At 38.4% G+C, this 22,824-nt stretch carries 20 protein-coding genes and 2 pseudogenes; 19 read left to right on the top strand and 3 right to left on the bottom strand.

All coding sequences use genetic code 11. From position 1 onward, the window contains the following. The first annotated feature begins 1 nt into the window (after nt 1). Entirely contained in the window at nt 2-874 is an 873-nt protein-coding gene (locus tag F7888_RS12720) for an ABC transporter ATP-binding protein (protein ID WP_191780041.1), read from the top strand. 284 nt (nt 875-1,158) lie between these two features. On the opposite strand, the gene F7888_RS12715 is transcribed toward F7888_RS12720, so the two are convergent. Further along, complete coding sequence (locus F7888_RS12715) at nt 1,159-3,786, bottom strand: cation-translocating P-type ATPase (RefSeq protein ID WP_191780039.1); 2,628 nt, start codon at nt 3,784-3,786, stop codon at nt 1,159-1,161. 257 nt (nt 3,787-4,043) lie between these two features. Here F7888_RS12715 and F7888_RS12710 point away from each other — a divergent pair, with 257 nt between their 5' ends. From F7888_RS12710 to F7888_RS12700, 3 genes are all read left to right on the top strand, one after another. Further along, nucleotides 4,044-5,921, top strand: coding sequence for a serine hydrolase domain-containing protein (locus F7888_RS12710; protein WP_191780037.1), 1,878 nt, complete (start codon nt 4,044-4,046; stop codon nt 5,919-5,921). Nucleotides 5,922-5,995: 74 nt separating this feature from the next. Continuing rightward, complete coding sequence (locus tag F7888_RS12705; protein ID WP_191780035.1) at nt 5,996-6,601, top strand: hypothetical protein; 606 nt, start codon at nt 5,996-5,998, stop codon at nt 6,599-6,601. A gap of 91 nt (nt 6,602-6,692) precedes the next feature. Beyond that, complete coding sequence (locus tag F7888_RS12700) at nt 6,693-7,538, top strand: hypothetical protein (RefSeq protein ID WP_191780032.1); 846 nt, start codon at nt 6,693-6,695, stop codon at nt 7,536-7,538. 132 nt (nt 7,539-7,670) lie between these two features. Here the strand turns inward: F7888_RS12700 and F7888_RS12695 are convergent, their stop codons facing one another. Beyond that, entirely contained in the window at nt 7,671-8,210 is a 540-nt protein-coding gene (locus F7888_RS12695) for a GNAT family N-acetyltransferase (RefSeq protein WP_191780030.1), read from the bottom strand. A 192-nt stretch (nt 8,211-8,402) separates the two neighbouring features. On the opposite strand from F7888_RS12695, the gene F7888_RS12690 reads away from it, so the two are divergent. Both F7888_RS12690 and F7888_RS12685 read left to right on the top strand, forming a co-directional pair. Then, nucleotides 8,403-9,566 (top strand): serine hydrolase domain-containing protein, encoded by a 1,164-nt coding sequence (locus tag F7888_RS12690; RefSeq protein WP_191780028.1) that lies wholly within the window; start codon nt 8,403-8,405, stop codon nt 9,564-9,566. Between the two features lie 1,455 nt (nt 9,567-11,021). After that, a complete protein-coding gene (locus tag F7888_RS12685) occupies nt 11,022-12,155 on the top strand; it encodes an MFS transporter (RefSeq protein WP_318246276.1) in 1,134 nt (377 codons plus the stop codon). A gap of 74 nt (nt 12,156-12,229) precedes the next feature. Here the strand turns inward: F7888_RS12685 and F7888_RS12680 are convergent, their stop codons facing one another. Further along, nucleotides 12,230-12,739 (bottom strand): GNAT family N-acetyltransferase, encoded by a 510-nt coding sequence (locus F7888_RS12680; protein WP_191780025.1) that lies wholly within the window; start codon nt 12,737-12,739, stop codon nt 12,230-12,232. A gap of 224 nt (nt 12,740-12,963) precedes the next feature. On the opposite strand from F7888_RS12680, the gene F7888_RS12675 reads away from it, so the two are divergent. From F7888_RS12675 to F7888_RS12620, 13 genes and pseudogenes are all read left to right on the top strand, one after another. Continuing rightward, nucleotides 12,964-14,151: a GTP-binding protein gene (locus F7888_RS12675; protein WP_225228785.1), complete on the top strand. Its 1,188-nt coding sequence runs from the start codon at nt 12,964-12,966 to the stop codon at nt 14,149-14,151. Nucleotides 14,152-14,286: 135 nt separating this feature from the next. Then, entirely contained in the window at nt 14,287-14,496 is a 210-nt protein-coding gene (locus tag F7888_RS12670) for a heavy-metal-associated domain-containing protein (RefSeq protein WP_191780021.1), read from the top strand. Nucleotides 14,497-14,698: 202 nt separating this feature from the next. Further along, a complete protein-coding gene (locus F7888_RS12665; protein ID WP_191780019.1) occupies nt 14,699-16,591 on the top strand; it encodes a heavy metal translocating P-type ATPase in 1,893 nt (630 codons plus the stop codon). Then, on the top strand, nt 16,554-17,273 hold the full coding sequence (locus F7888_RS12660; RefSeq protein WP_191780017.1) for a Crp/Fnr family transcriptional regulator: 720 nt from the start codon (nt 16,554-16,556) through the stop codon (nt 17,271-17,273). The genes F7888_RS12665 and F7888_RS12660 overlap by 38 nt, the downstream gene beginning before the upstream one ends. Nucleotides 17,274-17,368: 95 nt before the next feature. Then, nucleotides 17,369-17,731: a group I truncated hemoglobin gene (locus F7888_RS12655; RefSeq protein ID WP_191780015.1), complete on the top strand. Its 363-nt coding sequence runs from the start codon at nt 17,369-17,371 to the stop codon at nt 17,729-17,731. Nucleotides 17,732-17,921: 190 nt separating this feature from the next. Then, entirely contained in the window at nt 17,922-18,542 is a 621-nt protein-coding gene (locus F7888_RS12650; RefSeq protein WP_191780013.1) for a hypothetical protein, read from the top strand. 110 nt (nt 18,543-18,652) lie between these two features. Beyond that, on the top strand, nt 18,653-18,928 hold the full coding sequence (locus F7888_RS12645; RefSeq protein ID WP_191780011.1) for a hypothetical protein: 276 nt from the start codon (nt 18,653-18,655) through the stop codon (nt 18,926-18,928). Between the two features lie 68 nt (nt 18,929-18,996). After that, on the top strand, nt 18,997-19,293 hold the full coding sequence (locus F7888_RS12640) for a hypothetical protein (protein WP_191780009.1): 297 nt from the start codon (nt 18,997-18,999) through the stop codon (nt 19,291-19,293). A 93-nt stretch (nt 19,294-19,386) separates the two neighbouring features. Beyond that, a pseudogene (locus F7888_RS12635) lies at nt 19,387-20,456 on the top strand (undecaprenyldiphospho-muramoylpentapeptide beta-N-acetylglucosaminyltransferase). A gap of 182 nt (nt 20,457-20,638) precedes the next feature. Beyond that, nucleotides 20,639-20,848: a hypothetical protein gene (locus F7888_RS12630; protein ID WP_191780007.1), complete on the top strand. Its 210-nt coding sequence runs from the start codon at nt 20,639-20,641 to the stop codon at nt 20,846-20,848. Between the two features lie 155 nt (nt 20,849-21,003). Next, on the top strand, nt 21,004-21,219 hold the full coding sequence (locus F7888_RS12625) for a hypothetical protein (protein ID WP_191780005.1): 216 nt from the start codon (nt 21,004-21,006) through the stop codon (nt 21,217-21,219). 801 nt (nt 21,220-22,020) lie between these two features. Beyond that, nucleotides 22,021-22,101, top strand: a pseudogene (locus tag F7888_RS22950) (DUF6366 family protein); the annotation flags it as partial. A 124-nt stretch (nt 22,102-22,225) separates the two neighbouring features. After that, the gene (locus F7888_RS12620) at nt 22,226-22,672 is read left to right on the top strand and encodes a hypothetical protein (protein ID WP_191780003.1); all 447 of its coding nucleotides are present in this window, start codon (nt 22,226-22,228) and stop codon (nt 22,670-22,672) included. The last annotated feature ends 152 nt before the right edge of the window (nt 22,673-22,824 follow it).

The raw sequence follows: 22,824 nt of genomic DNA, 5'->3' as shown, positions 1-22,824 counted from the left end.
CATGAATACCTCAATGATTGAGATAAAAGGGGTAACAAAGCATTATCAGAAGTTTTCACTAGGTCCCATTGATTTGCAGGTGGAGGAAGGAACCGCCCTTGCTGTGGTGGGGACCAATGGCTCCGGGAAATCTACTTTTTTCAGAATGCTGATGAATCTCCTTCAAGCTGATAGCGGGTCGATTCAGTATTTTGGAGATTCGATGACTGAAAAGGAAACCGATATTAAACGGGAAATTGGTTATGCAGGTGAATTGCTTGAACCATTTGGGAATTACACGATTAAAGAGCTATCATCCTTGATCTCGTATTGGTATCCTTCTTGGGACCATCAGTACTGTAAGCTATTGGTTGAGAGATACAGTATTGATGAGGAAAAAAAGTTCGAGAAGTGCTCAAAAGGGACGAAGAAAAAAGTAGAGTTTATTTTCTCCATCTGCCATGATGCGAAGATCCTGTTATTAGATGAGCCTTCTGCAGGTGTGGACATTATTTCACAGCGGAAAATGAAAGAGGATCTGATGCAGTATATGGAGGCAGGGGATAAAAGCCTCATTCTTGCCACTCATAATAATGATGAAGTGAAGCAATTATGTGATTATATTGCCATCTTGGATCAGGGAAAGATTATTACTACCTTTGAAAAAGATGAAATCTATAATAAGTGGGCAAGGCTCTGGATTTCTGATCTTCCAGAAGCATTGAAGAATCATCCACATGTGATGAAGGTGGAAGAGGCACCTTTCCAAATCGTGACGGATGATGTGTCGGTGATGGAGCGAGAGTTGGAGGATGCGGGAATTTCAATTAGTCATCGGAATCGGTTATCGATTGAGGAAGTGATTGAGTTTATCATTACTCGTGGTAAAATATAGAATCTAGCAGCCAGAATACACGTAGACTCCGTGGGACCAGTGGCCAAAGTGAGACCCCACAGGAGCAACGCGACGAGGAGGCTCACCGGTCACCCACAGGACGCGGAGTGTATTCTGGCTGCGGGGTTAACGTAACAAATTATATGAAATCAGCCTATAGGATTGTTCCAAAATGGCTACTTAATAACCTTTTAAAGCAATAAAAAACTCCTATGCCAATTTGTTCTCAAACAAATCACATAGGAGTTTTTTTATAATGGACCTCAGTGATTCAATGCCTAACCTTATTTAGGTCGTACAAGGATTTTCAGAATTTCCATCAAGATAAGTGCTCCAAGGGAGAGACCAAGTGCTATTAGAAATTCCTCGAAGCCAAATGTTGCTGTAATCGCAAAGATATCACGCGTAAATGGTAATAGGGTAAATCCGTACAGAACAAAGCCTAATGCGACGGCACCGATGACGTATTTGTTACTGAAGAATCCAGCGCCAATAGCGGTTTGTGTCGTAGAGCGTGCGGCAAATGTTTGTAAAGTACGTGAGATGATTAATGTTGAGAATGCCATCGCGACACCTAATTCATTTGAATGCTGTAATCCGATGTAATGAGCGATGATGACCGCAATCCCAATCAGTGTTCCTCTTGTGATAACAGCTCGCAGTGTGCCACCTGCAAAAATTCCTTCATCAATATTACGTGGTTTCTTCTTCATGACACCAGGTTCTGATTTTTCCATTCCCAATGCAATAGCTGGCAAGGAATCATTCACTAAGTTGATAAATAACAACTGAAGTGCAGTAAATGGACTAGCCCAGCCCATGATTACGGCAAATAAAATTGCAATAATCGCACCTAAATTACCAGCGAATAAATAGCCAATTGCCTTTTTAATATTGTCAAATACCGTACGCCCAACACTAACGGCGTTAACAATTGATACAAAATTATCGTCTGTTAAAATCATTGATGATGCGTCTTTGGCAACATCTGTCCCACTTCCCATGGCGATGCCGATATCTGCCTGTTTAAGCGCAGGCGCATCATTTACACCGTCACCAGTCATTGCGGTAATTCTATTCTTCTTCTGCCAAGCACGGACAATGCGAATTTTATTCTCAGGTGACACACGGGCATAGACGGATATCTGTTCTAATTTCTCATCTAATTCTTGTTCAGATAATGCATCTAGCTCTTGGCCTGTCAGGGCAATATCATTCTCACCCATAAGTCCAATTTCTTTCCCGATTGCTTGAGCAGTTGTTTTGTGATCACCTGTAATCATGACTGTACGAATACCTGCCTGCTTCGCTTGCTCAATTGATCCATAGACTGCTTCACGAGGTGGATCCATCATGGCAGTTAAACCTACTAATATTAAGTTATTTTCATCTTCGTGACCAATGGTGTGTTTATCAGCTGGCAATGGTTTGAATCCATAAGCGAGAACTCGAAGCGCTTGATTGGAATAGTCTTCATTCGTCTTTTTAAAAAGCTGTAGTAATTCATCTGTTAGTGGCTCTTCTTTCCCATTGAATAATACATGACTCACACGGTTGAACATCACATCAGGTCCACCCTTAGTTAAAATCATTCTAGTGCCATTCATGGTATACACCGTCGACATTAATTTACGGTCTGAGTCAAAAGGTAATTCTGCTTCTCGTTTGTAGCTATTTCTTATTTCTTCATAGCGATTAACGTAGTTAATGAGCGCTACTTCTGTTGGGTCACCCACTTCTTTTCCTTCATTGTTGATGTAGGAATCATTACAGAGCACCATGATGTTAAAAAGCATTTCCTCTGCGTTGCTCCAATGTTCATGAGATGCTGGAAGTTCAGCTTTTTTTCCATCTCCTGCGATGAAATAATTTGTTACGGTCATTTTATTCTGTGTTAAGGTACCCGTTTTGTCGGTACAAATAACACTGGTAGAGCCTAATGTTTCTACAGCTGGTAGCTTCCGAATAATGGCATGCTGCTTTGCCATTTTGTTCGTTCCAACTGATAAAACAATTGTTACGATCGATGACAATGCTTCTGGAATAGCGGCGACAGCGACAGCTACGGCAAACATTAATGAATGTAAAATGGCCGTTGTCATATCCTCGGTATTGTCACCGAACCAGATCCGACCCACTTCTACTGCAAAAATAAGGATACAGAGAATGAGGATTCCGACACCAAGCTTCTTACTGAATGCATCTAGCTTTCGCTGTAATGGGGTCTGTTTCTCTTCGGCTGTGGCAATCAAGCCGGCGATTTTCCCAATTTCCGTTTGTTCCCCTGTACCTGTAACAACGAAGGAACATCGACCATAGACAACCAATGAGCTGCTAAACACCATGTTACGTCGATCACCTAAGGCTGCTTCTTGATCAATTGCTTCCACATCTTTTTCCACAGCTTCAGATTCACCAGTAAGCATTCCTTCATTGACTTTTAATGATCCACTTTCTAGAACACGACCGTCTGAAGGGACATAATCACCTGCTTCGAGCAGGACAATATCACCGACGACAAGCTCTCTGGCTGCAATTGTTTGTCGTTCGCCGTTTCGTATCACTTTCGCATTTGGAGCAGACATATTCTGTAATGCCTCAAGTGAACCTTCCGCTTTTTTCGTTTGGACCACACTAATGATGGAATTAATGATGAGCACAAGGAAAATAATCAACGCTTCTACAACTTCTCCAAGTACTAACTGAACCCCGGCAGCAATTAATAGCACAATCACCATCGAGTCCTTAAATGTTTCGATAAATAACTTCCACGTTGGTACTTTTTCTTTCCCTTTTATTTCGTTATAGCCATCACGTTCCAAACGCTTATGTACTTCCTGTTGTGAAAGTCCATGTTCATCTGTTTGCAAATGCGAAAGAACGGCTTCCTTGCTTTCACGATAAAATTGCATATCATCTTGCTCCTTTCCACCTACTTATAATTTGTAGTCTATTCCATTTAATACCTATTTTAACTAACGAAATGGCAAAGGGAGAAAGAAAGTTGATTTTTAAAATGTGAAAATTTTGTAAAGTCACGATTGAATCTTAAGATTGGATATTTTTCCCTCAGAAGTTTGATATAATTAATGTACTCTTTTGAACATTCAACCAAGACTTATACATAGATCCGTATTCTTCGAAAACAAGGAATAGTTAGGAGAAACTAATGATAAAACAAACAAATGTAGGGTTAATGCTTCTTATTTTTATAAGTCTATCTTTTTTATTTACTCCAAGAGCTTTTTCAGCAACTGAGATGACAACTCCTTCAGGGATTCAGGTGGAGGATTTAGAGGAGTTTGTTGATGAGTATGTCAAAGAACATATCGGCCATTCGGTTGCTGGTGCGAGTATTGTGATTGTTAAGGATCAAGAAATCATTTTTTCAAAAGGATATGGGTATGGAGATATCGCGAGTGAAGTGGTGGTTGAGCCGGACACGTCAGTGATGGAATGGGGGTCGGTGACAAAGCTCTTCGTTTGGACGTCTGTTATGCAGCTGGTTGAGCAGGGGTTAATCGATTTGAACGAGGATATCAGTGTTTATTTACCAGACGGAATTTTAACGAAATTGAACTATGATGAACCCATTACCATGCTTGAATTAATGCATCATACGGCAGGGTTTGAGGACCGGATCTTTGATTTGCTGATGCCTTCTCCTGAGATGACAACATTGGAGGAAACGTTAAAATTAACAGAGCCGAATCAGGTGTACAGACCTGGAGAAGTTGTTGCGTATTCGAATTACTCGACCTCATTGGCTGCATATATTGTGGAGCAGTTAACAGGGGAGCCGTTTCATGAGTATGTGGAGGAGCATATTTTTTCAAAGATAGATATGAACCAATCAACGACAAATTTACTAATCGAGGATGATCCAGATATCATTGAGAACAAGACGAAAGGTTATACGATGCTAGATTGGTCAACATTTGATGAATCAGTTCCGTTCTATATTCCGATGTATCCGAGTGGTGGGATGAACGGGACAGCGGAAGATTTGGCGCGGTTTGCGATGGCGTTGATGCCAGGAGAGGGGCAGCACACTCCATTATTTGAACAGGATCAAACCTTGCATGAGATGCTGTCGACCAGTTATTCAGTGAATGAGGATGTCCCTGGTATTGCACACGGTTTTTGGGAATATGCTGGGAAGTATCGCGGTCTGACACATTCAGGGAACACTGTTGCCTTTTCGACTAATTTTCATATTGTCCCTGAGGAGAATTTCGGGGTGGTTGTGTTAACAAATCAGGCTGGAGAGGGGAACCTTCTGTTTGGTTTGGTGAGTGAATTAGTGGGTGAAAAAGAATTTACGGTTGAAGAAAATCTCCCTAGTACAAGTGAAGTGGAGGGAACTTATTTATCCTCGCGTCGCATGATGGATGGGTTTATTAATCTCTATTACTATTATTTCATTCCTCTAGACATATCGGCTGTTAACGATCAGGAAATTGAAATCAATGCTTCAGGGTACAAAGCGAATTATCGTCAAACAAGTCCATATGTCTATCAATTAACAGATGGGAACCCTGCATTTATTCCAAATCAGATCATGTATTTTCATGTGAACGATGGAGTGGTTAAACAGATTTCTACCACCTATGCAGATTATCTTCCAATGGATAAGAGTCAGGCATGGTTGACAGCGACGTTAGTGATTTTTATCGTGTGTTTGCTCTATTTTCTAATTGCACCGTTCGTTCTGTTGGTACGTGCGATTGTAAATAGAAAGAAGAAATCTACTAAGCTATCAAAATGGAATGTCCTATTAACTCTCTCTGGAACAGGGATCATCATCAATATTGTGGTGTTAGCGATTCGAATGTTAACCAATTCAAACCGAGCTTACTCTGAGCTGTATCTTCATTTTGGCTTGAATTATGTATTGACGGCAAGTGCAGTGGTTTCATTGGTACTACTCCTTGTGCGAATGAAAAAAGCCCTCTTAACTAAGTGGCAGAAAACAGGCTATATCATGTCAGTAATTACTATGATTCTATTAATAGCTTGGATGATTGTTTGGCAGGTTTATCGATAATTAAAAAGGAAACCTTTGATGTCACTAATACGTAGATATCTATACATATCCTAATGAAGTGGCAGGTGATTGTTATGGGGAGAAAGCAACATGTAGCTAGGAAGATTGAAACAGAAAAGGATCAGAAACGAATGAGAATCGCTTATGTTTTTCTGGGAGCAGCGATCGTTTTTATCTTGATTGGAGCCGCATTTCTTTTCTTGCGGGAGTTGTTTTATCCTGATTTTACATATGTTCTCTGGTTTGAACTACTTGGTGGGGCGGGCCTGTATCTTGGAGCATTATGCTTTTGCGCGTTCTTCCTGTATCTATGTGCAGTCATCACCTTCAAAAATCCACATAAAGTAAAGCGGACGAAAGTCGTGATGATTGCCACATTTGGTGTCTGTCTATTGGTATTTTGCACGTGGCTCGTTCGCTTCAGTAGCCAAGAAGTCATTACGCAAAGTGCGGCCATCAACGATTATCACGAAGGCGATTGGATTGTGAAGGAGCTGTATGTAAAGGATGTCTATGGTCCGAATATGCATACAAACTTAACGGCACTTGAAACAGACGAAGGAGATTTGACGCTCTATTGGGAGCCATTTACGATTCAGCGTGGTAAAACGTATCAGATTACGTATCTTGAGAAAACGAAGATTGTCCTTAAGATTGATGTGGTGGATGGGGCTAGTTAGTGTTAAAAATGAGCTTATTTCTAAGTTTTCTGAAGAACAAAGGCAACTTAATGAATTTTCAAGAGTGTATAAAGGAGTGGGGAGGGTGAAGGTGAGGGAATTAATAATTGGTTCATTCATCATTGTTATGGTAATTGTGGCAACACACTTTTTAGTAGAAAAGCCACCTAATCTTTCACCGATAAGCACCGTAACTAACTTTCAAGTGGCATACAATAAACAAGATGTTCATGAATTATTACATCCCGAATTTATAAATAATCAACTTGCTGATGAACAAAATGACATAACACGTCTATTCCATAAGGAAAAAACAGTAGAATTTGAGAGTGTAAACGTAGTTTCGGAATCGGAAAATGATGCAGTGGTTGCTTTCAGTTACCAAGCAATAGATATCCTAGATAGACCTATAGAGGTTAATGGAGAAATGCTGTTAAAACAAAACAATAGAGAAAGACGATGGTATATTTTAGAAATCACTTCTACCCCGACTATTTTACCCAGCTCAAACCCTTTGACAGCCAAAGAAACCATTGGACTGATCTTTGAATCTCGTGAACAAAATGAACTTGAGTTGTTATATCAATTATATTCATCTGGCTATAAAGAAGATATTAAGAGGATGTTTGGAATGAGTATCAATGAGTTTATTGCCCAAATAAGAGAGGTTTCATTAAAGAAAAAGCCAGAAAAACTTGAGAAGGTGGTAGAAAAGACAGAGGGAATTAGTTCATGTACCTTCCCTGAACAGATGGACACCAAGACATCACGACAAACTAAACAATTTGAGTGCAAAACGATAACTTTGAATTATACTAATCCTGACTACCCAGGATATATACTCTCTAGTAAGTACAAGCTAATAGATGAAGATGGGACTTGGAAAATTAATGATGAAAAATCTGAACCCCCAATACCAAATAATAAGATTGATTAGGTTTAACTTGAGATTTAGTTGTCTAAAAGTATGCGATTTATTTTGATATTAACCTTGGGAGTTCAGTTTTGCTACTTCAAAACTGAACTACTTAGGTTTTTTTCAAGCTCTTTTAATCCTTCAAAAATGATTTTAGATCGAATTCATTTGGTATTCAATTAGCCAACAATCTTGATATTTTCCTTCATGAAGCTCGTGCTTTGGAAGGATTTTGACCTTTTTAAAACCACATTTTTCATAACATTTTAGAGCTCTTGTATTTCTAATCTGAGGGTCCATCACTATTCGATCTGTTTTTTTATCCGTCAGTAAAAAAGTAATCATAGATGTGATAAGCAATGTTCCAATTCCTTTATTCCAATATTCTACTTCACCAATAAACTGATCTATTCCATAAATGATTTCATTACTGAAACCATATTCCTTTTTTGATTGCTCATCTAATGGATAGTATTGAATATAACCTATTGCCTTTTGATCAAACTCGATTATGCATCTAACTTCATTGTCTTCGGAGTGATAAAAAACACGATTTACTTTTTCTAGATCAAAAGGGTTATCTCTTCCTTCATAAAATTCAAGAACAGCAGGGTCAGAGAGCCATTTCACTAAAAGGCTCTTGTCCTGTTCCTCTAATTTTCGTACTTTTAAACGATCATTTTGAAACAACAAGCGTTCTTCACTCCCAGCTTCAGTGGATTATTTTGTAAATTCAGATAAAATAAGTCTATCATATGTCCTATTACTTGAGAACATACTGCTTTCCTATAAGTATGAAGTTGATTCATAGTCTTGAAGGGACTGCCACTTAAACGTCGAATTTATAGATATATATTCAAACTTAGGTAAAAAGGGGAGATTATCGTGGAAGGCTTAGATAAATTACGTCCGTTATTAAGAAGCTTTGTAGAGAAGGGACCAGCTGGTTGTACGTTGTCGGTGACACATCAAGGAAAAACGGTTTTTGAGGATTATGTTGGGGTAGCCGATGTGGAATCGGAAAAGGCGATCGATCAAGATACAATTTATCGCATTTATTCGATGTCGAAGGTGGTCACGTGTACGGCTGCCCTGATGTTATATGAACGGGGATTATTTCTCCTTGATGATCCATTAGAAGAATATTTGCCGGAATTTAAGAATCTCACGTATTTTGATAAAAATGAGAACGGAGAAGTAGTGAAAGCTCCTACCACTCGATCTATTCAGATTCGAGATCTTTTTACCATGACCTCTGGGTTATCCTACGGTGGTGATGGCGATGAGCCAGCACGCGAGGTGAAACGAACTCTAACTGCTTTGAGGGAAGAGCAAGGTGGAAAAATAACAGTTAGGGAGCTTTCAAAAGCATTGGCTGCGATTCCCTTAGCCTTTGATCCGGGATCGAGATGGCGTTATGGGTTAAGTCATGATGTGCTCGGTGCCTTAATCGAAGTGATTTCCGGAAAAAGGTTTGGTGAATATCTGGAAGAAGAAATCTTTACTCCACTAGGAATGGAGGACACGTTCTTCCGTATCCCAGAGGAGAAAAAACATCGCCTTTGCAGCTTGTATAATCGGAGTGAGAACGGCGAGTTAACGAAAAATACAGTGATGGATGAGGATTATCAAGAAGAGGCTACCTTTGAAAGTGGAGGGGCGGGATTGTTATCAACTCTTGGGGACTTTAGCCGCTTCACTCATATGCTAGCAAATGGCGGGGAGTTGGATGGTGCTCGAATTCTAGGTAGAAAAACCGTTGAGTTCATGGCTACTAACCAATTAACACCAGAGCAGCATGCCGATTATACTTGGTCCTACCTAAAGGGCTATGGATACGGGCTTGGTGTGAGAACGATGATGAATCCAGCTTTAAATGGGAGTAACAGCTCGATAGGGGAATTTGGCTGGTGCGGCATGGCTGGAACGTGGATGCTGGTTGATCCAAAGGAAAAGATTTCTGCCGTCTACATGCAGCAGATGCTACCTAATTTCGAAGAGATTCATCAGCCGAGGTTGCGTAATGTGATTTATGGGGCGCTTAATTAAAGGATTTTCTGTGTGAGAAGCTAACTGGACAACTCAATGAGTAATTGCTCTTGTGCTGTCCAGTTGGGTAGCCTAACGGGACAAAACGATGATGAACAGCTTATGTACTGTCCAATTGGAGTGCTTAACAGGACAAAACGATGATGAAAAGTAAATGTGCTGTCCAATTGGCGTGCTTAACAGGACAAAACGATGATGAACAGCTTATGTACTGTCCAATAGGAGTGCTTAACAGGTCAAAACGATGATGAAAAGTAAATGTGCTGTCCAATTGGCGTGCTTAACAGGACAAAACGATGATGAACAGCTTATGTTCTGTCCGATTGGAGTGCCCAATAGGACAGAAAGATGATAAAAAGCTAATGTTTTGTCCAATAGGAGAGCCCAACAGGACAAAACGCTGAAAAAAAGCAAATGTCTTGTCCAGTAGGAGAGCCCAACAGGACAAAACGCTGAAAAAAAGCAAATGTCTTGTCCAATAGGAGAGCCCAACAGGACAGAACGATGATAAAAAGCAAATGTCTTGTCCAGTAGGAGTGCCCAACAGGACAGAACGATGATAAATAGCTTTTGAACTGTCCAGTGGGAGAGCCCAACAGGACAAAACGCTGATAAAAAGCAAATGTCTTGGCAAGTAGGAGTGCCTAACAGTACAAAACAATGATAAAAAGCTAATGTGTTGTCCAATAGGAGTGCCCAACAGGACAAAACACTGATAAAAAGCAAATGTGCTGTCCAATTGGAGAGCCCAAAAGGACAGAAAGATGATAAAAAGCAAATGTGCTGTCCAATAGGAGCGCCTAACAGGACAAAACGCTGATAAAAAACTAATGTGCTGTCCAATAGGAGCGCCCAACAGGACAAAACCCTGATAAAAAGCAAATGTCTTGTCCAATAGGAGCGCCCAACAGGACAGAACGCTGATAAAAAGCAAATGTCTTGTCCAGTAGGAGTGCCCAACAGGACAAAACGATGATAAAAAGCATATGTGCTGTCCTATAGGAATGCCCAACAAGACAAAACGATGATAAAAAGCAAATGTGCTGTCCAGTAGGAGTGACCAACAGGACAAACCGATGATAAAAAGCTTATGTCTTTGTCCAGTTGGAGAGCCCAATAGGACAAAACGATAATTAAAAGTAAATGTGCTGTCCAGTTGGGGGGCCAGACAGGACAAAACGTTTATAAAAAGCTAATGTCTTGTCCAATTGGAGCGCGCAACAGGACAGAACGCTGATAAAAAGCTAATGTCTTGTCCAATAGGAGTGCCCAAACAAATCAGTGGTTAGTATCTCATATACTGTCTTATTGGCTAGTCTAACAGGAAAAATCTATGATTATATGCACATGTTCTATCCAAATTCTATTTCCTCAATCCCCTCCCAGAAACCATTAACTTTCTCAGCCCCAATTTAATATACATATAAGGATTATGATTCTTAAGGGGATGTCGTGGTGCTGCAGGGGAGAGTTAGTTTGGCCGTTGGTTGGATGACGTTGTTTGTCATGGGTGTGGATTTATTTGTTGTGTCTCCTTTATTGCCATTCATCTCAGAAGCGTATGATGTGAGCTCTGCGAAGACGGGGTGGATGGTTTCTGTGTTTGCGATTACCTATGCTTTCGCGGCCCCTTTCTTTGGATGGCTTTCAGATAAAAAAGGGAGAAGGGTCTTAATTACGATTGGCTTATTAATGTTTGCTGTTTCGAATGTGCTAACAGCGATTGCTCCTTCTTTTTTCTGTCTCCTTGTAAGTCGGGTTGTAGCTGGTTTGTCTGTTGCGATGATTACGCCTTTGATTTATGCGATTATTGGAGAAATCGCTCCTTCAAATCGGAGGGGGACATGGATTTCGATTGTGATTTCAGGGCATTTAAATGCACTGTGGGCAGGGGCTCCATTGGGGACTTTGCTAGAATATTATCTTGGGTGGCGGTCTGTTTTTATCGTATTAGCCGGTTGTGGTGCTATTCTTGCGATCGTTAATTATATAGCTTGGAGAAACCTGCCGAAAGCGGAAACAACTAGAAAGCTACTAGGTGGAAATCTGGTTAGAATACTAGGATCAGTAAGTGTGATCACGCTTTGGGCGATTGCGATGTATGCTCTTTATGTATACTTAGGGGCGGCTCTGTATAGCGAGAATGGATTTACAACAGCTGAAATTGCCTACGCTGTTACTTTTTATGGAGTTGGAGCGGTGTTTGGTAGTCTGATAGGTGGCAGATTAAGCGATCGGTTTGGAGAAAGGAAGATTTCGATCGCGTTCCTGCTTTGTCTACCTTTTCCACTTGTTGGGATTGGGTTCTTATTCTCGACGGATTATTTGATTTATTTTCTACTATTTATATGGTCACTCCTTGGCTATATTGGGTATGCCGCATACCAAGCAAGGTTATCTGCTGAATATCCAAGGGAACGTGGAGTGGTGATGGCGTGGAATATTACGGCACTTTATGGGGGAATCTCGCTTGGCTCGTTAGTTGGTGGCACGATTATTACTTACTGGGGATACGCTACCATTCCGTATGTTTGTAGTCTTATTGCGGTTATTTGCTTTTGGATGAGTTGTCAGAAAGGATCTCATTAACGTCTGATTTTGAATTACTCAGCATTCGAAAAATGCTTAGAGCATAATAAACTCCAAGCATTTTTTATGAATTTCTAATTCTTTTTTATCCTCTTTTGATATTTACTATGACCGTCAGTAACACCAATAAGTTCAAAGTCATTGTCCTTGTAAAAGGTATTCAGTTTCCTATTTTCTGATACACAATCTAACCTCAGATATTCGTAATCACTTGCATGGTCTTGTATCCAGTTCAATAGTCTTTTGCCTAATCCTTTCTTCATATAAGGAGGAATGATGGCAAGTCTATGTATATAAAGTGATGTTGAAGAAGTTTCTTTTCCCCAAATATGCTGATCCCATTCACTTTGTGTAGATAATAGTGTGAACGTAGCCACAATATCGTTATCTTTTAAAACAATGTAGGTTTCTTGATTTATGATGGCTTGTTCAATTTCTTCATCATCACCTCCAGCTAATAGAAATCTCCATTGGTTAATATCATGATCTTTCATCCATTGAGCGATCTGTTTTAATATTTTAATAATGGCCATACTATCGTGGATTGTAGCCATTTTGATTTCAAAACCTTCAACGGGATCCAAGGTGATTTTCCTCCTTTTCCAATTTGCGTATATATTAATTCGACAAACACCTTCAATAACCCTACTGATCATCTTTTAATTAAAATGACTTGCAATTTAGATAAAGATTGATTATGATGTTAATCGTAACAATTACGATTTAAAGGTTGATAAAATGAGAAATGGAAGCATTTTTTTACTATATAAATCGTAATGGTTACTATTTATTAAAAGAGGTGAAGGAATTGACTAGAAAAATACCAGTAACAGTGCTGAGTGGATATTTAGGTTCAGGGAAAACAACATTATTAAATTATGTGTTAAACAATCGTGAGGATAAAAAAATTGCCGTGATTGTAAACGATATGAGTGAAGTGAATATTGATGCGACGATGGTTAAGCAAGGTGGTTTTTCTCGGACGGATGAAAAATTAGTTGAGCTTCAGAATGGATGCATCTGCTGCACATTAAGAGAAGACTTGATGATTGAGGTGGAAAAGCTCGTTCAAGCGGGGGATATTGATTATATTTTGATTGAATCATCGGGAATCTCGGAGCCGATTCCTGTAGCTCAAACCTTTACATACGTGGATGAGAGCGTGGGAATTAATTTATCTGAAACTTGCAGACTGGATACGATGGTAACCGTTGTTGATGCAAATCGCTTTTGGCATGATTTCTCATCAGGTGAAAGTCTTCTAGATCGAAAGCAGGGGACAGATGAGACGGACACGCGAGAAGTGGTGGATCTATTAATCGATCAAATAGAATTTGCGAATGTGTTGGTGTTAAACAAAATGGATTTAGTAGATGAAGAGAGTGCTCAGGAGCTAAAAGCGGTTCTTCACAAGCTCAATCCAGATGCAAGAATCATTGAAAGTACTCATGCACAGGTTGCATTAGATGACATCTTAGATACGAACTTATTTGATTTTGAAGAGGCAAGTCAGGGGGCAGGATGGATTAAGGAATTAACAGAAGAACATATTCCAGAAACAGAGGAATATGGCATCTCATCCTTTGTCTATCGCAGGAGAAAACCATTTCACCCAGAACGATGGCTGCAATGGTTAGAGAATTGGCCGGTAGATGTCGTTCGTGCAAAAGGCTTCTTTTGGCTACCAACACGAAATGATCTGACAGGCTTACTCTCTCAAGCGGGTACTTCCATCATGCTACAAGGAGCAGGTGAATGGCTGGCAGCTTATCCTGAACAGCAAAGAAATCAAATTCTAAGTGAAGAACCTGATTTACTAGAAAATTGGGATGAAGAATTTGGTGATCGATTGAATGAGCTCGTTCTTATCGGAATTGATATGAATCGAGAGGAGATTGAAGCTTCGTTAGACAAGTGCTTGTTAACTGATGAAGAAATGGAGATGGACTGGAGCTTATTTAATGATCCGCTACCGGCATTTACAGTGGTGGAATAAATACGAACGTTTCTTACATTTTGTAAGGAGCGTTTTTTTGTTGAAATTCATTTAGCAAAAATTGATTATAATCAAGGTTTCTCGTGTTGAATGAAATTATACTAAACTCATCAAAGCATAAAGGAGAGATGAGTGATGATCAAAGTCCAATTTCAGTTGGAGGACCTTAGTTGTCCGTCGTGTATTAAGAAAATAGAGAACACATTAAATAAGCAAAGCGGAATAGACGAGGCGAGAGTGTTGTTTCATTCTAACAAGGTGAAGGCGACCTGTGATGAAACGATTATAAATGCTGATGGTGTTAGGTCAATCATTGAGAAGCTAGGATATACGGTTGTAAAATGATGCTTTTTTTAGAAGGCTGTTTCGTATGAATGTTGATTTTGAAGCCGCAGCCTGAATACACTCCGCGTCCTGTGGGGCAACACGCATCCCACGGGAGTCTCCGTGTATTCAGGCTGCTATATACTTTTCATCAATTAATCTATGTCTCAAAAACAATATACTTCCAGAAATCAGCCTTTTAGAAAAAAGAAGGGATATTCCAATGGGGAAGATAAAAAAAATACATCTAGTGATTGGTTCAGGAACATTATTGGTTGCTGCATTTCTATTTCATCAGCTTGGTTTGTTGGTTTTGCAGGAGGTCATGCTACTTACTGCTACAGGTATTGCGGGTTGGTCGATTGCTAAAAAGGCAATCCAATCGATTATGATGAAGTCATTTAGTATTGAGCTACTGGTCACAATTGCCGTGGTTGGGGCGATTCTCATTGGGGAGTATGTGGAATCAGCGGTTGTGACATTCTTGTTCTTGTTTGGTGCTTATTTGGAGCTGCGATCATTAGAAAAAACGAGGAATTCATTAAAGTCTCTAGTAGATATGGCTCCTCAGATTGCTACTGTCGTACGAGGGGGCAAGTCGCTTATTTTACCAATAGAAGAGGTGTTGGTGGGGGATCGGATACTGCTTCAATCAGGAACAAAGGTTGCGGTGGATGGGAGGGTGATTTCGGGTCATGGCTTTATGAATGAAGCCACGATTACGGGAGAATCGGTGCCAGTCGTGAAAAAAGTAGATGATCACGTGTTTAGCGGGACGGTGGTGGATAACGGATATATGGAGGTTATCGCTGAAAAGGTTGGAGAAGATACCACTTTTTCAAAAATCATTGAGTTAGTGGAGGAAGCTCAGGAAGCGAAGGCAAGAACCCAAAAGTTTATTGAGAAATTCGCGAATCTGTACACGCCAGGGATCTTAATGATGTCGATCCTTGTGTTTCTTATTACGAGAAATATTGAATTGACCTTAACATTCCTTGTCATTGCTTGCCCTGGCGCCCTCGTCATTTCAGCACCTGTCTCCTTAGTTTCAGGAATAGGGAACGGAGCGAAGAAGGGGATATTGATGAAAGGAGGAGAAGTGATCGAAAGCTTGGCAAAGGTGGATGTTGTTGTCTTTGATAAGACGGGCACGTTAACAGCAGGGAAACCAACTGTCACAAGTATTACTTCGTATAATATGGACAAGATGGCGTTTCTTCAGCTTGCGGCTGAAGCTGAGCAAATATCAGAGCATCATCTTGGGAAAACCATTGTGAAGGAAGCGGAAGCTCGCGGGATATCGCTCGTCAATAAACCAGGCCAATTTACAGTTGAAAAAGGTCATGGAATAGTCACAAAGTTTCATCAGAGATTCGTTATACTTGGCAATAAGAAGTTGATAGAGAAACATAATATTGAACTATCACACTCTCAAAAGCTAGAAATAGAAAAGCAGGAGTTATTAGGTAATACCGTGGTCATTGTTGCAGTGGATGGCCATGTTGAAGGACATATTTCAATCGCCGACCAGGTGCGCCATGAGGCAGTGGAAGCGATTCAGCAATTGAAGGAATTAGGGATAAAGAAAACGCTGATCCTTACAGGGGATAATAAATATACAGCAGAGAAGGTAGCCAAGCAGCTTGGAATTGATCACGTATATGCTGAAATGTTACCTGAAGAAAAGGTAGCGCATATTAAACAACTGCAGGAAGCAGGTTACCGGGTTGCAATGGTTGGGGATGGGATTAATGATACACCAGCTCTAGCGATGGCAGATCTTGGAATTGCGATGGGGGCAGCGGGTACAGATATAGCGATTGAAACAGCCGATGTGGTTCTTATGAGTGATAACCTACAACGAATTGGCTATGGATATGCTCTTGCAAAAGCGGCTATTCGTAACATGAAGCAGAACATGGCATTGGCTGTTGGGACGGTCGTACTACTGCTACTTGGTGTTTTATATGGAAAAATCTTTCTATCAGCCGGGATGCTGATTCATGAAATAAGTGTATTAGTAGTGATTCTAAACGCTATTCGACTATTACAATTTGGAAGAAAGGTGAACGGTACTTATGGACGAGTCAAAACAAGCTTGCAGTCATCATGGTAATAAGGTCTCATGTGTGAACAAAGTACCTATATTTAATACGCTTTCCGTTAGAGAAATGGAGCATATCGAAGGACTAGCCTATCCTAAGAAATTTGGTAAGGATGACGTACTATTTATCGAGGGAGAAGTGCTAGATAAGCTACTCATTATCCATACAGGGAAGGTCAAAATAAACGAAATTCTAGAGTCTGGGGAGGAACATATTCTACGAATCCTATCGCCTGGTGAGTTCATTGGAGAATATTCACTTTTTGAAGCACGAGAATGTACTGGGAATATCGAAGCATTGGAAGCAACAGAGGTCTGTGTGATTGAACAACGTCATGTTCAGGAGCTTGTGGAGCTATATCCAGTAATAGCGTTAAAGCTATTAAAGGAATTAAGTCAGCGGTTGAAAAAAACGGAGGAGCTCGTGTCCATCCTGCAAATGCCAAAAGCAGAACAACGCATTGCCACAGTCCTTCTGCAACAATGGAGGGAAGAACAGGGACGGTTCTCATTAGACATTCGTAAGGCAGATTTGGCAAATATTATCGGCTTAACCCCAGAAAGCCTGAGCCGAAAACTGTCCAAATTTCAGAAGGAAGGCTGGATTGAAATGAAGGGCCAACGCGAGATCATGATTAAAAATAAAGACGCAATCCAAAAGGTGTCTGAGGCTTATTGTAGAAGCTTGGTTTGAACCATAATACTTGTATGTGAGCAAAGGTTACAGTATAGAAATTGGAACAACTTGCTAATATTAATGAAGTAATTCAAGAAAAGGAGTGTTCGGAGATGGAACAAACATTATATGAAAAATTAGGTGGAGAAGAAGCGATTGCCAAAGTAGTTGAGTATTTCTACTCAGAATTAGTTCTGAAAGATGAGACGGTTAGTCACTTTTTTGAGCATACTGATATGAAAAAACAAATTCAACATCAAACAAAATTCATCAGCTTTGCCCTTGGAGGTCCTAAGCAATATTCTGGCCAATCAATGGCAAAAGCGCACGAAGGAATGAACATTCAACCAGAGCATTTTGATGCAATCGTCAAACATCTTCATGATGCCCTCGCTCACTTTGGTGTGGGTGAAGGTGATATTGATCAGGCTTTAACTAAAGTTGGGTCGCTTAGGGATGATATTTTGTATAAATAAACAATGATCAGTGAATTTAATTTTAAAAGGATGTTCCACTAGCAATTGCTAGGGAACATCCTTTTTCATATATACTATAATTTTATATAGTTTTATAAAAAAGCTAATAAGGTTCTTCATCTTATTTTAATGAAACTTATAGTTTTGGATAACGTAGAAATAATTAAACAGAAATCGAAGGGGGATATTAATGTTAAATAAACTATTAAAAGAATACAACAAGGTATATTCGTTTCATAACACTATTGTTGATGGAGTGATAATAAATAAATGGTTTATCATTTTTATTATTTTAATAATTTTTGAAGCAATTTTAATAGGAGTATTTTTAACAAAAAATCTGTTAATTGCGTTTGTTATTTTTATTATATATTTCACTACAGTATTTTTTGCTTCGTTATGGAATCGTACCCTTATAAAAAAGCAGTATGGTAGTGTCGAAACATATAATCTCAGAAATCTCGAAAGGTTTATAAAAAATGTGAAAGATGGGCTGGGGATAGATTTAATCAATGAAAATATTAATCATACAATAGAAGGACTAATAAAAGATGAGCTAAGTCATTCGATAAGCCAAGAAAGTATAAAGAAAAGTTTTTCTCAAGGTGTTATAATCTCACTAATTCCGCTAGCTATTCAATTTTTTATAACAAGTCAAATTATATTTATCCAACTGGCGTTAATTGCTCTAGGAGTTATTGTTATTATTTATTCTATTAAATTGTCTTTAGTAGACTATTCTAAGCAATATAGACTGAAAGAATTTAGTTTTTTGCTCAAAGAAATTAGAATTAAAAAGATTTACCAATAATCGTATAGCAAATTCACACACTCTCTATTTATAGTTCGTATTGTTCAATGTAAAAGTTGAAAAAATCATATTTAATTAGCCAGAGATACATACATAGGAGGGGAATTGAAGTGACTAATATTATACTAGATAAAAAAATTAATAAGATTGTGTTTTCTGCAATTATGATTGCGGTGTTTACGCCAATTCTGATTAATCTCTTAATGTTCGTTCGTATTCTTCCAGTAGCAGGTGATGAAAAAACTTGGATTAGCACATTAGCAACATTGTGGGGCGCAGTTCTAGGTGGATTAATTGCTGGTGCTATCACCTATTACGGCATAAAAAGACAATTGAATCTTCAGAGAATAGCATTCAACAAACACTTGTTGAGCAACGTAGAATAAGAGAGGAAGAATTATTAATCCAAACTTCTAAAGAAAGACTACTGAATTTATATCATCCCGTTGATGCGTTGATTGCTGAATTTACGCATCAATACGGAGCACATAATTTCTCAGATCTAACGAAAGAACAAAAGCATTCATTTTTGACTCTTGTAACCAATAACATTGTCTATGGTGATCATGTTTTCTACCATAAATTTGTCGAGCTCAAGTGGGAGTCAAGAACGGAGGGGAATGAAGCTAAGAGATTAGCAAATGAACGATATAATGAACTATTGGATTTAATGACTGATGAAATAATTAATCTACAGGAAATAATTAAGCTACCAGTACTATATCAGTTTCCGGAAGACATGGAAGAATAATATATATCTACATCACTTATATGGTGGTGTTTAATAGTAGTAAGATTACAGGAATATAATAGAAGTCAAATAACCGAAAACTCAGGAGGACATATGCCTAATAAGAAAATTGTTTTTACTGGTGGAGGCTCCGCTGGTCATGTCACACCAAATATTGCGATAATCTCAGAGCTTAAGAACTGGGATATTCATTATATTGGCTCCCAAAAAGGCATTGAAAAAGAATTAATTGAAAAGATAAACATTCCTTACTATGGGATTAGTAGTGGAAAGCTTAGGAGATACATAGATTTTGAAAATGTTGTGGATATGTTTAGGGTAATTAAGGGCTGTGCAGAGGCTAGAGCGGTTCTAAAAAAATTGAAGCCAAATTTGATTTTTTCAAAAGGAGGATTTGTATCCGTCCCTGTTATCATAGCCGCTAGATCACTAGGAATACCAATATTCATTCATGAAAGTGACATGACCCCAGGGTTGGCTAATAAAATCTCTACTAGATTTGCAACCAAGATCTTCACTTCATTTAGTGAGACGAAGGAATTCTTTCCGGAAGACAAAACAACAGTGATAGGTTCTCCTATAAGAAGAGAGATAGTAACAGGTTCTGCTAAAAAAGGGAGAGAGTTTCTCCGATTTGATGATAAACGTCCGATTCTAACAATCATGGGTGGAAGTCTAGGAGCGAAAAAGATAAATGAGGTTGTCAGAGGTTCAATAGAACAGTTTACAAAACAGTACCAAGTTGTTCATTTGTGTGGAAAAAATAACACAGAGCAACATTTCTCATCTGTACCAGGATACCGTCAATTCGAATATATACATGAAGAGTTAGCTGATATTCTAGCTGCTACTGACTTTGTGATTTCAAGGGGGGGGCAAATTCGATTTTTGAATTTTTAGCACTAAAAATACCGATGTTAATCATTCCATTAGGACTAGAGCAAAGTCGAGGAGATCAAATTTTGAATGCAAAAGCATTCCAAGAAAAAGGATACGCACTTACCTTGGAAGAAGAAAATCTGAATGATCAAAGGTTAAAAGAGTTATTAGATAAGCTCTATGAAAATAAAGATGTCATCCAAAAAAGTATGGAAAATTCACATCAAGGTAACGCATTACAAACACTTGTACATGAAATTAATCACAGTAGTTATGTTACTTGAGTTTTTTTGTTCGGACCTAAGTATTTCGACCCTTGATAAGGGGGAGAACAATGCGAGAGGTTTGTTCAGTTTTCTCAGTCATATTTATTGTAGTAAGTATAAGCTTCAAGGCTGTTTTCTAAAGATTGTTGCTTTTGGGAATAGCCATAGGTAGGGAAAAATTATAAAGGGAGAGGGCATACTTGAACAAAAATAAATTACATATGATTTTAGCAATACTGGGTAGTATTGCTATTCTAACGATAGGCGGTTTAGTATTTAACCTGATTTACAAGAATCATCAAGCAAATGAACTCATTATAGAGAAATGCTTTGATAACTTTGATAAAGACGGGGAAGTAGTGATCAAAAAGGATGGCTTTTGGTCTCCAGTTGCCTGTGAGAAAAAATAGGTTGTTAAGCTAAACCCATAGAAAACAATCAAAATTAAATTGTACATAAACATTCTATTATGTTACAACCTATAAAGAGCTAACTATAGGGGGCTATATAAATGGAAGAAATTAAAGACTTGGTATCTAAGGCATTAAAGTCAAATTAAGAAGTAATGAAAGGCAAAGAATTCAGCATAGAGGCACAATTAAAGGGATCAGATGATTATATTAATCTTTATGCAAATGATGTTGTAGTGGCTGTATATGATGCAGATGACCAAGATTTGAATATACTAAACCATGACTATCGGAAAGCAGTTAAATTTTTTGGTGAATGCCTGGAAGAAGAGGGAATGGAAGTATATATAGATGAGAGCTTAATGGATTGATGTTTTTGGATAATGGGATCTTTAGTTTCATAAAAATCTTCAGCAATCAAAGCCTAAGGATGAATATGAAAGAAGAAAAAACAACAGATCTATTTACTACGCAGTACAAGAATATTTGTAATTAAATAATAATGTAAGGGGATCACTCTTTCTAGGGTGGTCTTTTTCGTATTAGACGTATACTGTGAAACAACGATTACCATAATTGTGGAAATTATAAACAATAATTCGTTATCTTCTGGTATGATTTTAGTATGAAGATTTATGATATTGTGAAGTGTTTCACTTAAACTGACGAGGCAGGATTATTAAATTATATATATCATAAAAATGAGGGAGGGAATTGTATTGGAACCTGACATATTTGAAACGGTTCTTATTTGGTTTACTATTTTATTTTTTACTGTAGTTTTAATAAGAGTAGTGTATCAGCATTTTTTTAAAAATCAGCCGAGATATGATTTAGTTTTATGTTATCTATATCTTCTCAAATTGGGGATTCTACTCTTATTTTTCTATATGAATTATGACTTATTCTTACCCCATAATGGTTCAATGTCGCATATCGTGTTACTGTATATAGTTTGTTTAGGAGCAATTGCTTTCTGTCTGTATTATGTAATTGGTTATTATCATAAATGGAAAACAAAATCTAAATTATGATTTTTTCTTGATAAAGTTTTGTTTATTTTTTATGGGGGGGATTAGGATGAGAAAAGATGCTGAAACGCCTGTAGAAAGACGAGAGAGGTTAGGCAAAGAGAGTTAAACAATCCCTCTAGTAGTGTTCACGGAAATAACCTCTCTGATTTAGTGGGTAGTCTAGGTTGGAAGGGTACTGGAACACTTATACTGGTATTGATATTAGGGTTTATTATTTAAGCTGCCTTCTTTCGCTAACGGGAGCTTTGATCCAGGAAGGAATTAAAGCCCTTTTTGTTGAATTTATTGAACTAAAGCGGCAGTTTAGTTGAAGAAGAAATAAATAATGGGGGCGGGTGAAATAGTGGAGAGACGCAAGTGGTTGAATTATGTTTCGAAATTACTTTGGGTTATCGGATTAACCATATTAGCAATAGTTAGTTTTAATATTGAAGAGCAGCTAAGATTATCGGCTCAAGAAACCTTTAATCACGTCCTTGTTTTATGGTCCAAACCATTAGTATCAACAATCTTCGGAATCTATATCTCTCTTCTTTTTATAAAAAAGTGGTCATACAATATCAATTCATCATTGTTTTGGTGTGTAGCTTTACCCTGTATGCTACTTTCATTTATCTACCCTATACTTGTAACAGCCTTCTACAGTAATCCAGATTTTTTCATTGATTCCTTAATTAACTTGTGGATTTATAAAATTTCCTCTTATAACGTCTTTGGAATAGTAACTGGCTTTACTTTGATGTTAAGTTTATTTGCACAACCAAAAAAGACTGTTCAGGATGTGAATTGAGCAGAGAAGAATCGAGAAACTTATTGAACTAAAGGAGCAGGTTAGTTGTGCGAAATGTTCCTAGCTTAAATGGAGGATGGTTACATCACTCTGGTAAAGGTTAGGCAGTTCCTTATGGAACTGAAGGGTTATATCGAAGAATCAAATGATAG

The sequence above is a fragment of the Litchfieldia stipae genome, from assembly GCF_014837155.1.
In the GTDB taxonomy this organism is placed as follows: domain Bacteria; phylum Bacillota; class Bacilli; order Bacillales; family Bacillaceae_L; genus Litchfieldia.
Note: the sequence above shows the minus strand (reverse complement) of the source record. Positions and strands in the feature narration are given on the sequence as shown.

What these genes read in the sequence shown, in the direction of transcription:
- F7888_RS12720 (WP_191780041.1), top strand. Translation starts at nt 2, where the DNA reads ATGAATACCTCAATGATTGAGATAAAAGGGGTAACAAAGCATTATCAG.
- F7888_RS12715 (WP_191780039.1), bottom strand. Translation starts at nt 3,786, where the DNA reads ATGCAATTTTATCGTGAAAGCAAGGAAGCCGTTCTTTCGCATTTGCAA.
- F7888_RS12710 (WP_191780037.1), top strand. Translation starts at nt 4,044, where the DNA reads ATGATAAAACAAACAAATGTAGGGTTAATGCTTCTTATTTTTATAAGT.
- F7888_RS12705 (WP_191780035.1), top strand. Translation starts at nt 5,996, where the DNA reads ATGGGGAGAAAGCAACATGTAGCTAGGAAGATTGAAACAGAAAAGGAT.
- F7888_RS12670 (WP_191780021.1), top strand. Translation starts at nt 14,287, where the DNA reads ATGATCAAAGTCCAATTTCAGTTGGAGGACCTTAGTTGTCCGTCGTGT.
- F7888_RS12665 (WP_191780019.1), top strand. Translation starts at nt 14,699, where the DNA reads ATGGGGAAGATAAAAAAAATACATCTAGTGATTGGTTCAGGAACATTA.
- F7888_RS12660 (WP_191780017.1), top strand. Translation starts at nt 16,554, where the DNA reads ATGGACGAGTCAAAACAAGCTTGCAGTCATCATGGTAATAAGGTCTCA.
- F7888_RS12655 (WP_191780015.1), top strand. Translation starts at nt 17,369, where the DNA reads ATGGAACAAACATTATATGAAAAATTAGGTGGAGAAGAAGCGATTGCC.
- F7888_RS12650 (WP_191780013.1), top strand. Translation starts at nt 17,922, where the DNA reads ATGTTAAATAAACTATTAAAAGAATACAACAAGGTATATTCGTTTCAT.
- F7888_RS12625 (WP_191780005.1), top strand. Translation starts at nt 21,004, where the DNA reads ATGAAAGGCAAAGAATTCAGCATAGAGGCACAATTAAAGGGATCAGAT.